The sequence below is a fragment of the Ercella succinigenes genome (assembly GCF_900002895.1).
The window spans coordinates 1-15,230 of the sequence record NZ_CDHP01000055.1 but is presented as its reverse complement, the minus strand read 5'-3'; the positions used below and the strand labels follow the sequence as shown (position 1 = coordinate 15,230).

General features: G+C 38.3%; 11 protein-coding genes and 2 tRNA genes. 3 read left to right on the top strand and 10 right to left on the bottom strand.

Going from position 1 to position 15,230, the window contains the following annotated elements; genetic code table 11:
- Nucleotides 1–54 precede the first annotated feature (54 nt).
- Nucleotides 55–561: a YqeG family HAD IIIA-type phosphatase gene (locus tag AC0KSB_RS11775; RefSeq protein ID WP_472309490.1), complete on the bottom strand. Its 507-nt coding sequence runs from the start codon at nucleotides 559–561 to the stop codon at nucleotides 55–57.
- Nucleotides 562–717: 156 nt separating this feature from the next.
- Here AC0KSB_RS11775 and AC0KSB_RS11770 point away from each other — a divergent pair, with 156 nt between their 5' ends.
- Complete coding sequence (locus AC0KSB_RS11770) at nucleotides 718–2,070, top strand: aspartate kinase (RefSeq protein ID WP_472309488.1); 1,353 nt, start codon at nucleotides 718–720, stop codon at nucleotides 2,068–2,070.
- Between the two features lie 60 nt (nucleotides 2,071–2,130).
- Here AC0KSB_RS11770 and AC0KSB_RS11765 read toward each other — a convergent pair whose 3' ends face one another.
- From AC0KSB_RS11765 to AC0KSB_RS11745, 5 genes are all read right to left on the bottom strand, one after another.
- Entirely contained in the window at nucleotides 2,131–3,999 is a 1,869-nt protein-coding gene (locus AC0KSB_RS11765; RefSeq protein ID WP_472309486.1) for a polysaccharide deacetylase family protein, read from the bottom strand.
- Nucleotides 4,000–6,186: a DNA gyrase subunit A gene (locus tag AC0KSB_RS11760; RefSeq protein ID WP_472309484.1), complete on the bottom strand. Its 2,187-nt coding sequence runs from the start codon at nucleotides 6,184–6,186 to the stop codon at nucleotides 4,000–4,002. It lies immediately after the preceding gene.
- 38 nt (nucleotides 6,187–6,224) lie between these two features.
- Nucleotides 6,225–8,207, bottom strand: a complete 1,983-nt coding sequence (locus AC0KSB_RS11755) for a DNA gyrase/topoisomerase IV subunit B (RefSeq protein WP_472309528.1) — start codon at nucleotides 8,205–8,207, stop codon at nucleotides 6,225–6,227.
- A gap of 161 nt (nucleotides 8,208–8,368) precedes the next feature.
- Nucleotides 8,369–8,445 (bottom strand) — tRNA-Arg (locus AC0KSB_RS11750).
- A gap of 50 nt (nucleotides 8,446–8,495) precedes the next feature.
- Nucleotides 8,496–8,569 (bottom strand) — tRNA-Gly (locus tag AC0KSB_RS11745).
- Nucleotides 8,570–8,783: 214 nt separating this feature from the next.
- Between AC0KSB_RS11745 and AC0KSB_RS11740 the strand changes: the two genes are divergently transcribed.
- Both AC0KSB_RS11740 and AC0KSB_RS11735 read left to right on the top strand, forming a co-directional pair.
- Nucleotides 8,784–10,619 (top strand): bifunctional homocysteine S-methyltransferase/methylenetetrahydrofolate reductase, encoded by a 1,836-nt coding sequence (locus tag AC0KSB_RS11740; RefSeq protein ID WP_472309482.1) that lies wholly within the window; start codon nucleotides 8,784–8,786, stop codon nucleotides 10,617–10,619.
- Between the two features lie 78 nt (nucleotides 10,620–10,697).
- Nucleotides 10,698–11,489 carry a dihydropteroate synthase gene (locus AC0KSB_RS11735; RefSeq protein ID WP_472309480.1) on the top strand — a complete coding sequence of 264 codons (792 nt, stop codon included), beginning with the start codon at nucleotides 10,698–10,700 and terminating at the stop codon, nucleotides 11,487–11,489.
- Here the strand turns inward: AC0KSB_RS11735 and AC0KSB_RS11730 are convergent.
- The 4 genes from AC0KSB_RS11730 to AC0KSB_RS11715 all read right to left on the bottom strand — a co-directional run.
- Complete coding sequence (locus AC0KSB_RS11730) at nucleotides 11,486–12,190, bottom strand: phosphatase (RefSeq protein ID WP_472309478.1); 705 nt, start codon at nucleotides 12,188–12,190, stop codon at nucleotides 11,486–11,488. The genes AC0KSB_RS11735 and AC0KSB_RS11730 overlap by 4 nt on opposite strands.
- A gap of 85 nt (nucleotides 12,191–12,275) precedes the next feature.
- On the bottom strand, nucleotides 12,276–13,736 hold the full coding sequence (locus AC0KSB_RS11725) for an SH3 domain-containing protein (protein WP_472309476.1): 1,461 nt from the start codon (nucleotides 13,734–13,736) through the stop codon (nucleotides 12,276–12,278).
- Nucleotides 13,737–13,967: 231 nt separating this feature from the next.
- Complete coding sequence (locus AC0KSB_RS11720) at nucleotides 13,968–14,519, bottom strand: GNAT family N-acetyltransferase (RefSeq protein ID WP_472309474.1); 552 nt, start codon at nucleotides 14,517–14,519, stop codon at nucleotides 13,968–13,970.
- Nucleotides 14,520–14,788: 269 nt separating this feature from the next.
- The coding region (locus tag AC0KSB_RS11715) for a transposase (RefSeq protein WP_472309472.1) at nucleotides 14,789–15,230 on the bottom strand (442 nt) is incomplete at its 5' end.

Sequence of the window (15,230 nt, the reverse complement as noted above, 5' to 3'; positions counted from 1 at the left end):
ATAACTTTTATATAATTAAAAAAAGCTTCTCTTATACCAGTATAAAAGACGTTATCACTGAGAACCAATTTTATTTAATATCATGTTCTCAAGCTTTCTTTTTAATTTTATATGTGGACTTTCTTCTAAAGATCTTGGTCTTACAAGTATTGATTTGGTTCCGGCTTTTCTGGCTGCCCAAACATCTGTAAAAATTTGATCGCCGATCATACAGGAATTTTGCGGATCAATACCAAATCTTGTACAGACCTCAAGCAAAACTTTTCCAGAAGGCTTATTTGCCATCCCTTCTGCCTCCAATTTCAGACTATCCGCAAAGCTTTGCGCTCTTTTTTTCTTGGCATTAGACAAAATAAAAACTTGTAACCCTGCAGATTTCATTTTTTGTATAGCTTCATGCGCGTACTCGTCAGCCATTTTTGAACCATGAATAGCAAGAGTATTGTCAATATCCAGCAAAAGCAATCTAATTCCATCACTATAAAGTTTTTCATAATCAATCTGGTCAACACCACTGCTGATCAAATCGGGTTTAAATCTTTTTTCCAGCCATTTACTCATTTTCAATAGAATCACCTTGAATTTTTAGTCAAAATACTGACTTTTTCAGGTAATTTCCCTCCCTTTTACGTCACTGTTATAATCTTTACATACTATTATTGAAGAAAATCTGCATCTTGTCTATAATTGGATTGTTGTATAGGGGGATTAAAATAGATGAAAGTATGTAAATTTGGTGGTTCTTCTCTGGCAAATGCCGAACAAATTCGTAAAGTATGCGATATTATGCTAAGTGACGCTAGTCGCAAAGTCATGGTTGTATCAGCTCCTGGCAAAAGAGCCAGTGAGGATATCAAGGTTACCGATCTGTTGATTGCTTTAGCCAATGCCCGCATCAGCGGTTATGATGGCGAAAAGGAATTATCGGATATTTTAGTAAGATTTTCTGATATAGCTGACGAACTGGAACTTGAAACTAATATTATAGAGGTTATTGAAAAAGATTTGCGCTCACGCATGTGCGCCGACTGCGCAGATTCAATGCGGTTTATGGATTCCATGAAAGCTGCAGGAGAAGACAATTGTGCAAAGCTTGTAGCTGATTATCTTGTCAGCATTGGCAAAAAAGCTGAATATTTCAATCCAAAAACTGCCGGTATGCTTCTTACGGAAGAGTTTGGCAATGCTCAGGTTATGCCGGAAGCATATGAAAAACTGGCAAAAATGACGAATTATCAGGGAATTATTGTTTTCCCAGGTTTTTTCGGCTATACACCAGGCGGCGAGGTTGTAACCTTCTCCAGAGGAGGATCTGATATTACGGGATCCATTCTGGCAGCAGCTCTCGAAGCACAAATTTATGAAAACTGGACAGATGTAGATTCAGTTTATTCTGTAAATCCAAATCTGATTAAAAACCCTCATCCTGTTTCTGAAATAACATATGATGAGATGCGAGAGCTGGCTTATGCAGGCTTTAGCGTATTGCATGAAGAAGCTTTAACACCAGCCTACCGCAAAGGTATTCCGGTAAACATTAAAAATACCAATAACCCTGTAGCTAAGGGAACCATGATAGTAAATCACCGTGCTAATTTCGATGGTATTGTTACAGGTATTGCCGGAGCTAAAGGCTTTTGTGTGCTTAATATGAGCAAATACCTTATGAACCGTGAAGTCGGATTCGCACTTAAAGTTCTCCAGATACTGGCAGATGAACATATACCTTTTGAACATATGCCTTCAGGTATTGATTCAATATCTATCGTCATGCGTCAGAATGTTTTTACCCCGGAGCGCGAAAAAAGAGTTGTTCGCAGACTTATAAATGAGCTTGCGGTAGAAAAAGTATCGGTTGATAGAAATCTGGCTATCGTAATGATCGTCGGTGAGGCAATGGCAAGGACAGTCGGAGTCACAGCAAGAGCTGCCAATTCGCTAAGCAATGCCGGAGTCAATCTTGAAATTATCAATCAAGGTTCTTCTGAAATAAGTGTTATGTTTGGGGTTCGTGAGGAATACTGTAATTATGCAGTAAAAGAACTATATAAAGAATTTTTCCTGCGATGAAAAATTGAGATATAGGCAATAAAAATTTTTCTTCTACCAACAAGAGGCAGTCAGATCAATTCATGGTCTGACTGCTGTTTCATATACCTCGGTAGCATTAAACAATCTGCCAAGCTGATATTGATCATATTGTCTTAAAGTAAAACCATTTACAGGCAAGCGGTCAGCATAAAGGTATCCGCTGCCAAAAATCCTATAAGGAGTTATCCCCTGCCCTGCAAAAAATCTAAAACCGTTATCTATTAAATGCTGCAGTCTTTCGTCAGAACCGCCCAGGAAAGCTCCGAAAGGATAATTTAATATATCTACCCCGCCGATTACAGAACCAATCTCTGACTGCCATTTGGCAGTATCCTCTTTTATTGTCTCAAAAGAACTATCTCTAAGATTAATATTGGCATAAGTTGAGGAAGCAAAAGTCCAGCCGGTTTCACTTAATCTTTTGGCAACAGCCGCCGCCTTTTCTCTTTCTTTTTCTATTAAATCTTCCGTCCAATCAACAACAGGATAACCATGCTCCTGTAATGCCTGATTTCTAAAATCAGCTTGCTGCCGGCTAACAACATACCCAAACAAACATTCATAACCAGTTAGCGAAATAACGCCTTTGGCTCCATCAAAAGAGAACTCGGGGTTTTCCTTAACAAAAACATCTAAAATACCTACGGCCTCTGCTTCTCTTTCAATTACAGTGTTGCCATTCTGATCCACATATTCTGTGCTAACTTCGCCCTCCTGATCAATTACAAGATTCCAGGCATTACCTGATTCTCTGCGCGTGACATAATAATTTAAACTATCCAGAACAATAACAAGAGGTTTTTTACCTTCCGGCACCATAAACTCTCTGTAGCTGCCGTCCTCATTATAAAGAAGAAAAGCATCTACCAGAACAAAATTATTTTTATATAACTGATCCAGCATCGCGCGGAACTCATTAACTGTTACCATAGCATCATTGGTAGCTGAAGAATACTGATCGCCGTCAAAAGCATTTTTAGCATCGATTATGAGAGGTCTTAATGTAATAATTTCAACCTGATCATATTCTGTCCATTTAACCAGATTTTCCGGCACATAATCAGAACATTCAGCCAATGCTTTTTTTATAATTTCATCTTGTGGAAAAACCTCTTGCAAAGCCAGCAATTGAGCTTGTGCTGTCACATACCGGCCACCTGACATAGTTGTTCTGGCCTCTTCCAGTAAAGGCTCATACATTTGTTTTTCCGTATATTCAAGACGTTCGTAGATATAATCTGTAGTAAAACTACCAAGATTTTCTTTTTCAAGTATTTGCAGCCAGTCTGAATGAGCACTGTACCAGTCCCCGGCTGCTAATAATTTTTCTGCTGTTGTAATATAGGGAGCCGCTCTGCTCATTAACGGAATTTGATCAGGTATATCAGAGAGCACAGGGCTGACATTTTCAAGTTCGATCAAAGGGTCTATTCTTCTGATCAATTCATTTGAAGAAATTTCGCCATTCAAAAACAAACGGCATTGTGATCTGACAAAATTTATCAGCCTTACACCGGCAATTTCCGCCATACCTTCAGCATATGCCAGCTGATCTTTATCAGGATCCCGACCGGCAATTAAAATATCGAGCAAATCACTTAGCCTTGATTCAATGTCTTGTTCAATTGCTTCAAGAGTCTGCTGATAAATGCTTTGCTGAGTTGAGGAAGCATTGGTTAATGCTCTTTCTTTTACCGATCTGTATAAAGACATTGCCAACTCATAATCTTTATCTTCTATAGCAAGATTATATGCTTCAAGCGTATCTTCCTTCTGCTTTTGCTGCCTTGTCAGAAAAACACCGACAGCTGCTGCTGCAAGCAAAGCCAGTACAAGTATAATAATCAGGATTTTTTTAAATCTGACATTTGCTGATTTATCCTGATTTATATAATCATAAGCTGCCATTTAAATACCTTCCAGACCTAACTGCCGATCAGTCAGAGTATTTTCTTTAAGATAAAAACCTACTGCCGGTATATTTTTGTTGCGGTAATACTTATCATTTTCAATATTCGATTCGCTTAGGCGTTTGAACAAAGTCATTATACTTCCCTTTTTAGAAAGTATAACCTGAACACCCTGTGATTGTCTGGTTGTTTTTAGCGGTATTCTTGAACTATTAAAAACGAGGGCTTTTTTTATATTACTCATGACAACAAAATCTTCATCTTCATTAATGAAGTATATCGCAACCAAAGCGGTTGATGTACTATAGGCATTAACGAGTTTTTTCCTGTTTGTTTTTGTTTCATAACAGCTTATAGGCAGTTTTACAACCTTACCCGACTCAAAGCCTGCCAGCATATATCCACTGTAGTCTTCCGTATTATGGATAGCAACAATTCTTTCTCCATCCTCAAGCCCCAGTAGATTAGGAGTATATTCACCAAGATCGGAAGGTTTATGATCTTTTAATTCAAAAACCTTCATCTTATAAACAGTTCCTCTATCGGTAAACAGCAAAAGATCTGATTTGTTCTTGCCTTCCAGCTCCTGAACAATCGTATCATCTTCTTTTGTTTTTAAATCACCGGCACTTCTAAGAGAAGTAAGAGGTATTTTTTTCAGATAACCATGTTCTGTAAGGAAAATCTTCAACTTGAAATCTTCAATCAATTCATGATCACTTATGATTTCAACCTTATCGCCATCAACCAATTTTGTTTTGCGAGGCTTGCCGTATTTTTTGCTGGTTTCTTCCAGCTGGCGGATAATAACTTTATCGATTTTTTTGCTGCTGGCCAAAATTGCTTCAAGGCTGGCAATTTCTTTATTCAGATTTTCTATATCAGATATTCTTTGCAGAATATACTGTCTGTTGAGCTGTCTCAATCTAATATCTGCAACATATTCTGCCTGTATCTTATCTATACCAAAACCTGCAATCAGGTTATTTATTACATCAGCTTCCTTTTCTGTCTCTCTGATTATTTTGATAGCCTTATCTATATCAAGCAAAATGCTTTCAAGACCCTTGAGCAAATGCAGCCGATCACGTTTTTTGCCAAGATCAAAGCTTATTTCTCTATGCAGACAGCCTCTTCTCCAAGACAGCCATTCTCTTATTATCTCCCCTACACCCATAACTCTAGGGTGTCCTTCAATCAGAATATTAAAATTACAAGGGAAATTTGCCTGCAGAGATGTCATACGATAAAGCTTTTGCATCAAAGCTTCCGGGTCGGCATTACGCTTATAATCAATAGTTACCTTAAGACCATCCAGATCGGTTTCATCTCTAATATCATTAATTTCTTTTATTTTGCCAAGTTTAACCAGATTGGTTATATCATCAATAATAGCTTCTACAGTTGTTGAATAAGGGATTTCCAGAATTTCCAGATGTCCGTTTTTCTTATCAATTTTATATGTTGCTCGCAGCTTAATGCTGCCTCTGCCTGATTCATAAACTTTGCGCATTTCTTCTGCATTATAAATCAGCTCAGCTCCGGTGGAAAAGTCAGGTGCAGGCATGATTGTAAGCAGATCAGTCTGTTCATTTTTAATCATCTCAATAGTTGCCTGACATACTTCCGCCAGATTGAAAGAACAGATATTACTTGCCATACCAACTGCAATTCCCTGATTACTGTTAACCAGAATACTGGGGAAAACAGCCGGCAGCAGTCTTGGTTCTTTAAGTGTACCATCATAATTATCTATAAAATCAACACTATTGCGCTCCAAACCTTGAAATAGAGTTTCACAGCTAGCATCAAGCCTTACTTCAGTGTACCTTGAAGCAGCATACTGCATGTCGCGAGAATAAGTGCGTCCGAAATTACCTTTGGAATCTACCCAGGGATGTAAAAGAGCGCCGTTACCTCTGGTCAACCTGACCATTGTTTCATAAATAGCGGCATCACCATGTGGATTCAATTTCATGGTCTGACCAACTACATTGGCAGATTTTGTTCTATTGCCATTCATCAGACCCATTTTATACATTGTATATAAAAGCTTACGATGAGAAGGTTTAAATCCGTCTATCTCAGGTATTGCCCTTGCAACAATTACACTCATAGCATAAGGCATATAATTTTGTTCAAGAGTGTCCGTAATATTTTGCTTTGTCAGAATATTTTGTGCCATTAGATCATTCAGCCTCCTGCAGCAATGCGAATTTTTGATCAAACATCAAGCATATCAAGATATAAATGTCCATTTTGCTCGATATGACTCTTCCTGCCAGTAAGATTATCACCAAGAAGACAGTCAAAAACTTGAAGTGTTTTCTGAGCATCTTCAGGCACTACCTCTATCAGTCTTCTTGTTTCAGGATTCATAGTAGTTTGCCACATCATTTCCGGTTCGTTCTCACCAAGACCTTTTGATCTTTGAATATGACATTTATCTTCACCTATTTTTGACATAATCAGATTTTTTTCTCTTTCATTATAAGCAAACCAGGTTTTTTCTTCTTTTTTTACTTTCTGTGTTATTTCAAATAAAGGTGATTCAGCTATAAAAATTTTACCCTCTTCAATTAAGGTGGGAACCAGTCTGTAGAACATTGCCAGAATAAGTGTCCTTATCTGAAAACCATCCACATCGGCATCTGTACAGATAATAACTTTATTCCAACGCAGATTATCCAGATTAAAAGTAGACATATCCTTGTTATGCTTAGTTTGGATTTCCACCCCGCAGCCCAGAACTTTTATTAAATCCGTTATTATGTCACTTTTAAAGATCGCATTATAATCAGCCTTAAGACAATTCAGGATTTTACCTCTTACAGGTATTATTGCCTGAAATTCAGAATCTCGTCCCATTTTACAAGAACCTAAAGCTGAATTACCCTCAACAATATATAATTCTCTTTTGTTTGTATCACGTGTACGACAGTCAACAAAATTCTTGATACGGTTAACCATATCAACACTGCCCATCAGCTTTTTCCTGATATTAAGACGCTGTTTTTCAGCATTTTCTCTACTACGCTTATTGATCAGAATCTGTTCAATTACCCTGTCTGATTCAGCTTTATGCTCAATAAACCAGATCTCCAGTTTACTTCTAAGCAGTTCATTTATGAACTCCTGAATATACTTGTTATTTATTGCTTTTTTTGTCTGATTCTCATAGCTTGTCTGTGTTGAAAAAGAACTGGTAATTAGAATAAGACTATCCTGAATATCATTAAAAGTAATTTTTGATTCATTACCTTTATATTTATCCTGAGCCTTTATTTGCTTATCAAATTCAGCAATCATTGCACTGCGAACAGCCTTATCGGGTGAACCGCCATATTCGAGCCAGCTTGAATTGTGATAGTACTCTATAACCGGTTTCTCATTGTTAAAGCAAAAAGCTATTTCAGCTTTAACTTTATAATCGGCTTTATCTTTACGATCTCTGCCTTTGCCGCTGCCATCAAAAGATATCGGTTCAGAAAGACCTTTACCATCATCGAGTTCTCTAACATAACCCAGAATGCCTTCCGGATAGCAAAATTCCTCTACCTGACCTGTAGAATCATCAGTAAGACGAAAGGTTATACCTGCATTAACAACAGCCTGTCGTTTTAAGGTTTGCTGAAAAAAAGACAGAGGAATTATAACTTCGGTAAAAACTTCTCTATCCGGAAGCCAACGCTGAACTGTCCCGGTTCTTTTTTTCTTAATAGGGGTTTTGGTTAACCCACCTATATTTTCTCCCTTTTCGAAATGCAGATCATATTTATGACCATCACGATAAACAGTAACATCAAAATATTGCGATGCATACTGTGTGGCACAAGCGCCAAGACCATTTAAGCCAAGACTGAACTCGTACAGCTCTCCGCTATTGTTTGTGTACTTACCACCTGCATATAATTCACAATAAACAAGTTCCCAGTTAAATCTTTCTTCTTTTGTATTATAATCCAGCGGAATACCACGTCCATAGTCTTCCACCTCAATAGATCCGTCTGCAAAACGTCTGATTTCAATAGTATCGCCAAAGCCTTCCCTGGCTTCATCGATTGAATTAGATAAAATCTCAAAAAATGAATGCTGACAACCTACAAGATCATCAGAACCAAATATAACACCCGGTCTGAGCCTTACCCTATCCGCTCCTTTTAATGAGGAAATGCTGTCATTATCATATGCCTTGCTTTTTTTCATTCTCACACACAAAACCTCTGAATTATGCCTGTTAATCTAAAAAGCACAATCAGTTACGGGTTTTGCTCCCTCCTGATTTATATTATCAATACGCCGAACCATTATATCACAGCTTAGACTATTCAAAAAACGCAAACAAAAACCGTTCCTGAGAACGGTTTTGGTGAGCCTAGGAGGATTCGAACCTCCGACCCACAGCTTAGAAGGCTGTTGCTCTATCCTGCTGAGCTATAGACCCATGTAAATATGATAAAATGGCGGCTTATAGCCGCCACCGGGTTTATCAATTGGAGCGGGTGATGGGAATCGAACCCACGCAATCAGCTTGGAAGGCTGAGGTTCTACCATTGAACTACACCCGCACGTCTTCAGTGCCAACCCGCTCAATGATTTTACCGCAGGTTTTTGATTTTGTCTACCCCCTTAAATGATTTTTTTATTTTTTCTCGAATTTTTATCTATCGCACTCTATGTATAGTATTATTTTGCTGTTTTATGACTATTTTGGTAAAAAATTGTCATAAAGTTTGCTTCTTTCTATGATCGTGCTAGAATATTCTGTCAGGAGGTCTTGTTATGAAAAAAGCAAAAGATTTATTAAAAGAAAATTTGATCATTGCAGATGGCGCCATGGGAACATGGTATGTAAATAAGTATCAGAAACCTCTATCTGATTGTGAAATGTCTAATTTAGACAATCCTGACGATATTCTTGAAATACATAAAGATTATATTGCTGCCGGTGCCAGACTATTACGAAGTAATACCTTTGCAATTATATCTCCTGACTCTGCTGATTCAATTGAAAAGATAGCTGAAATAGCTGCAGCAGGTTATAAAATAGCTTTAAAAGCAGCAGGTGAAACAGCATGGGCAGCCGCTGATTTTGGGCCTGTATATGATGTTGAACAGGAAATTTGCGAAAAAGCTTGGCAGGCAGCGGCAAAGGCTTTTGTAAAAGAAGGAGCAGATCTTTTTGTCCTGGAAACATTTGCTGATCCGGAAGAGTTACTGCCATTATGCAAAATTATCCGGCAAGAAAATCCCGAGGCAATAATTCTTGCTTCTTTTGCCATTTCAGCAGACGGATATACAAGAAAAGGTCTTTCCCTTGATAAGCTCGATCAACGTATTAGTCAGATGCAAGAAATTGACATTCTAGGCTTGAATTGCGGTGTCGGCCCTACACATCTAAGACAATTAATCTGCCGTCTGCCTTTGTCGGGTAAACCATTGTCGCTCATGCCTAACAGCGGCTATCCACGCATGGAAAATCAGAGAATGGTTTTTGGTTCTACACCTAAATATTTTGCCGACAGCAGTCAGGATTTGTATCACCCTCGGCTTTTAATTCTAGGCGGCTGCTGCGGAACTACTCCCGAGCATATAAAGGAGTTAAACAATCTTATCTCAAAAGGTGGTTTGAACAAAAACCTCAACCAGCCTTGTTCTGATATTAGCACCGGTTTCACTTCTAATGAATATGATAAGAACAAAAAGAAAGTTTTTGTTAAAAAAACCGGTTTTACTTCTTTACATTTGCAAGAGAAAATAAAAAACAAAGAATTTATTACGGTATGTGAACTTGATCCGCCCAAAAATAGCGATCTTGGTAAAATGATCAATTCTGCTGCCGAATTATCTGATTGCGGTATAGATGCAATTACAATTGCCGATTCGCCTTTATCCAGAGTAAAACTCGATCCAATAATCGCAGCAGCCAGAATATATCGAGAAACCGGTCTGCCTGTACTTCCCCATATAACCTGCAGAGATAGAAATGTAAACGCGTTGCGAAGTTTAATGTTAGGAGCCCATAGTGAAGGTATACGGCAAATTCTGGCAATAACCGGAGATAGAATTCCGGAAAGTGATCGTGGCTTTGTTAAACCTGTTTTTAACGTTAACAGTTCAGGCCTGTTGTCACTTGCCAAACAAATGAATCAGGATGTTTTTGCCGAAAGTCCTTTTTTACTGGCAGCAGCGGCAGATCTGGGAGCTGCCAATCCGGAGATAGAATTAAAAAGAATTGCTGCCAAAAAAGAAACAGGTGCTTCCATGATACTTACTCAACCTGTATATATATGGGATCAAAGCATACAGGATATGGTTTCTGAAATTCGAGCCATGAATATTACAGTCTTGCTTGGACTCATGCCTTTGGTCAGTTTGCGTAATGCTTCTTATATGGATCAGGAAGTGCCGGGCATAAGAATACCAAAATATATGATTGAACAGTTCAAACCGGATATGGCAAAAAAAGAAGCTGAAAAAATAGGACTTGAGCAAATATTATCTATATCGGAAGCTGCTAAAGACCACGTAGACGGCTTTTACCTGATAGCACCCTTTAACCGGTCAGGAATAATCAAAGAATTCATGTTAAAATCAGGATTAAATAATCGTTCATAATTTTGAAAGTATAAATATTCGTTTAAAGAAAAACACTCTGATAAAATAGCACAACATAATGTATAGGAGGATATACAATTGTATATTATTGCAGAAAATCTAAACAGTTCCATAAAAAAGGTTGAACAGGCTTTAAAAGAAAGAAACAGCATATGGCTGCTTGAGCAAGCAAAACAGATCGCCGCCAATGGAGCCGATTACCTCGATATAAACGCTGGTACTTTCCTGCACGAAGAAGCAGAAGTTTTGCTTTATCTGGCAAACACAGTAAAATCAGCAGGTCTTCCCTTTGTAATTGATTCACCAGATGCTGATACAATCGCTTACATTCTAAATAAAACAGAGCTTAAAAACCAGATGCTTAATTCAATAACGCTTGAGCCAAAAAGATTTGAAAAAATATCAGAACTGGCTCTAGCTTATGATTCTTCACTAATAGCCCTTCTGATGGATGAGGACAAAATGCCGGAAGGTATAGAACAAAGAATGGATATAGCCGAAAGAATCATTGCCAAATTGCAAGAAAAAGGCATATCTGAAGACCGAATACTGCTTGATCCCATGATCAGGCCTCTGGCAACCGACGACCAGGCAGGCAAAGAAGCTCTGGAGGTAATTAAGCTCTTAAAAACCAAACATCCAAATGTTCATATCGTTGTAGGACTCAGTAATTTGTCATTCGGTCTGCCTGCAAGAAAATATCTTAATCAGGCATTTCTTATTCAGGCAATGGCAATGGGCTTGGACAGTGCCATCTGTAATCCTCTCGATAAGGATCTGATGTCACTTTATAATGCTGCCAAATCTCTTGCCGGAAACGACGAATATTGCTGTGATTATCTAGAATTTTTCCGTCCTGTCAGAGATTAATTCTTTTTCAAAAATAAGTCGAGACTTTTAAGGTCTCTGTTTGCGATCAATTCATTTGGGAAATCAATTGAATTGAGCATTTCCTCTGCCTTTGATACCTGCCCTATCAAAGGTGAAAAATGAGCATCACTGTTTACCATTATGTAAACACCATGCTCTTTGCAGGCAAGCGCTATTTCCTGGCAAAACTCTCTATCTATTGATCTTGATAAGGTGTGATTATTAATCTCAATAGCTTTATTATAAGTTTTACAAGCTTTTACAACAGTTTCAATATCAAATGGAAAACGGCCTCTGCCAGGATGACCAAGCAAATTAATATAGGGATTTTCAATAACAGCCAACCAACCAACGGTATGATCAGACACACTACCGGGCTTAATACATATTTCATGATAGCTGGCTATACAAAAATCAAGTGTTTTAAGTGGATATTTATTTATATCTATCTTACCTTTATAATCGATAATATTAGCCTCTACCCCACGCAAAAGCCTAAGCCCTTTGTATTCCCTTGGTAAAGATCTAAGATTCATAAAATATATTTCATGAGGACCTCCCGGCATTGCCGGGCCATGATCTGTCACTGCCAGACCTTCCAGCCCCCCTGTTATTGCAGACTCCAGATTTTCTTGCAGTGTACTATAGGCATGTCCGCTGGAGATAGTGTGTGTATGGCAATCAACTTTAATTAAAGACAAATATATATCCTCCGTGTATTATAATTAAATGACATATAATTATAATACACGTGCAGATCAATAGCAAATAGCAGCTTGACTATAATTAGCTCTCAGATTCATCAGAATCTTCTACTTCGCTCAAATATTCTCCAAAAGCATATGCTTCAGTACCATCTTCAAGCCTTACTTTAAGCCAGCCATCCTCTTCTTCAGCAAGTTTTACTACCCGCTCACCTTCGGACAATGTAGTAACGAGTCCGGCCTCTGTTCCTGGAGCTTCACGGAAATTAAGGCTTCTGGCAATAACTTCCATTTCTATTTCAACAGGAGGAGTCGTTGTCGTCTGCGCAGGAGGTATTGGTGTCGGAGTTGGATCAGCTATCTGATCTGTTGTTGAAGTTCCATTGGTTGGATCCTCTTTATCTCCTGTTAAAAGACTACTAATACCCCATACAGCAAGTACAAGTATTGATAATGCCAGCAGCACTGCCAGCCATCTTTGCTCTTTGCGCCAATTCGACCAGATAGCCATAGGTCCTTTACGAGCAGCCCGCCTGCGGGCATCATCTGCAACTCTCGGTCTGTCACGATAAGAATTGCTACGATTATTATGAGAAGCGGGACGTCTGTCACCATGACTATCTCTCACATTTGGTTTTTGAGATTTTGGCAATAAAGTATCTGGCTCAAAATCAGAATCCAGAAAATCTTCCGAATAAACATCCCTTTCCAAACGTTTTTTATCAGGCACTCTATCCTGCAGATCAGCATCTGATCCCAGAGAGGTTTGGCGCAAACTCGAATTTGAAGCTCTTTGCCTGGCTAGTTCTTCCTGATTAGTTTTTTTGAAGCGTCCGGTAAAAGCAGATATTTTCTCGCCAAGGGAAGCTGGCTGCTGCGAATCGAATTCAATACGCTGAATCTGGAGAGCCATCCAGGTTTCAGCCATCTCAAACCCTCTGATTCTGGCAAGTTCAACCAATTCGTTAATTTTTACCGAAAGCTGCTGCATACCGTTTAGAATTTCCTGAACTTCCTCTGCTGAAACAGCTTCAAAAAATTCAGGCGGCAAAAAGAGATAATAATCCCCTTCCATAATTTCTACCGTGCTTTGATATAAACTACCATGCCATAGTTCCGGAAGACGTGCAGTCTGATTTGCAACAGGTTCAACCTGGAATAATTCACCCTCACGCATAAGATATATACAATACCTATCCATCAGCCAGGCATGAAGATACTTATTATCAAGACCTATAAGCCAATCAGGAATAATTCTATAATGGGAAGCCGCTTGAGATAGAATTGATAAACCTCTTTGCTGCACATCACGGCTGCAGCGCTGCCACAAACGCAGCTGCTCCCTTTGTGCCCCTGCAGCAGTAGCAGGATCGGATAGATCCGCTCTTAGACCACTTATCAATTGTATATATCGATGGCTTGATAATACATGATTTCTGCGTGCTCCAGGTGCCAGATACCCTATCTGCGTATCATTAACCAGAAAGGTGGTGTCCTGCATGTCTCTGCTGCCCATCCTAAGTGTCAGTACTGTCCTGATCAAAGTCATCGCCCCCCTGCTAATTGAGGTCATATAATTATGAGATTATTTTGAACACCTGTTTACATATAATATAAATATAAAAATACGCAGTATAAATTATATTAAGGTGTAAAATATATGTATATCAAACAGGGTATTTTGTTTATCGAGTATTATTGTAGCTTAATAAATCATAATTGCACAGTATATTTGCAGTAATACTGTAAATAATCGTTAAAAAATCGTAAATATCTAATCATTTTCATTATTTACAATAAGTCCCCACACTGTCATATCTTTCCAGACGCCATTTCTTCGAACATGTTGAATCATTTTCCCCTCAGAAACAAATCCAGCTTTTTTAAACAAATTTATCGACGCCTCATTATCTTCAATTATTCTTGCCCATAACCTATGCAAACCCAATTCCTTAAAAGCATAGTCAGATAAAGTTTGCAAAGCATCACTGGCATAACCCTTACCTTTTACATCTCTGTCTGTAATTGCAATCCCAACTTCAGCATTAGAATTTGACCAGTCCAGATCATCCAGATTTATTATGCCTATAAGCTTATTATCAGCTCTGATAGCAAAAACAAAGCAAGTAACACCGTCATTCCATTCCTGCATCAATTTTTCAAGTTGAGACAGATTATATGGTCTTACTGTAGTGGGAAGATAGTATTGCAAAACAGCAATATCAGCAAAAAAAAGCTTTAACTCGGGCAAATCTTCTTTATAGAGTGCTGTCAGATTAACCTTTTCACCTTGAAGTGGTAATTTGTTTTTTACATCAATTTCCATGATTTTTGCACCTCATGTATATTAAATATTGGTTATAAAATACTAATCATTTATTTTCTTTTTAATTATTATTAATTATAAGACAGTGATTATTTAAGTTCCTTAATAATTATAACAGTTTTTTTCAAAACAATCGGGTAGTCTCTCGGTCATTATTTGACCGGTCTACTATGTGTCGTTGCTTGTTTTTTTCAGGTTCCATTTAAGGGTTCCTTTCTGCATTTTTGCTACGACAACTATTATGACATATAGGGGGGGGCCGGTGGTTGTCAAGATAGTTGTCGCAATTGATCTGAAATTTTCTTTGGTCTATTCAACCAAACTTCTGGTTGAAGATTCCAAGCTCTTGTATTATTTTTCCACCGCAATGGATTATTGATTCTTGCGGTAGCATACACCTGCTTTCTACGGTTTAAGATATCTTGGGCAAGTCCATTATGGTGCTGACTGGGAGTAAGGAATTGTATTCCACTATGGCGATGCTCATGTCTGTACCACTCTACAAATTTTTTGCACCATTTTCGAGACTCATTCAGGCTGGAAAATCCTTTTTTGGGGTAGTTTGGACGGTATTTGCAAGTTTTAAAGATTGATTCTGAATATGGGTTATCGTTACTTACCCTTGGTCTGCTACGAGATGGCTTAATACCTAGCTCATAGAGTGTTTCGAGCATAGTTGCACCCTTCATAGGGCTGCCATTATCCGAATGT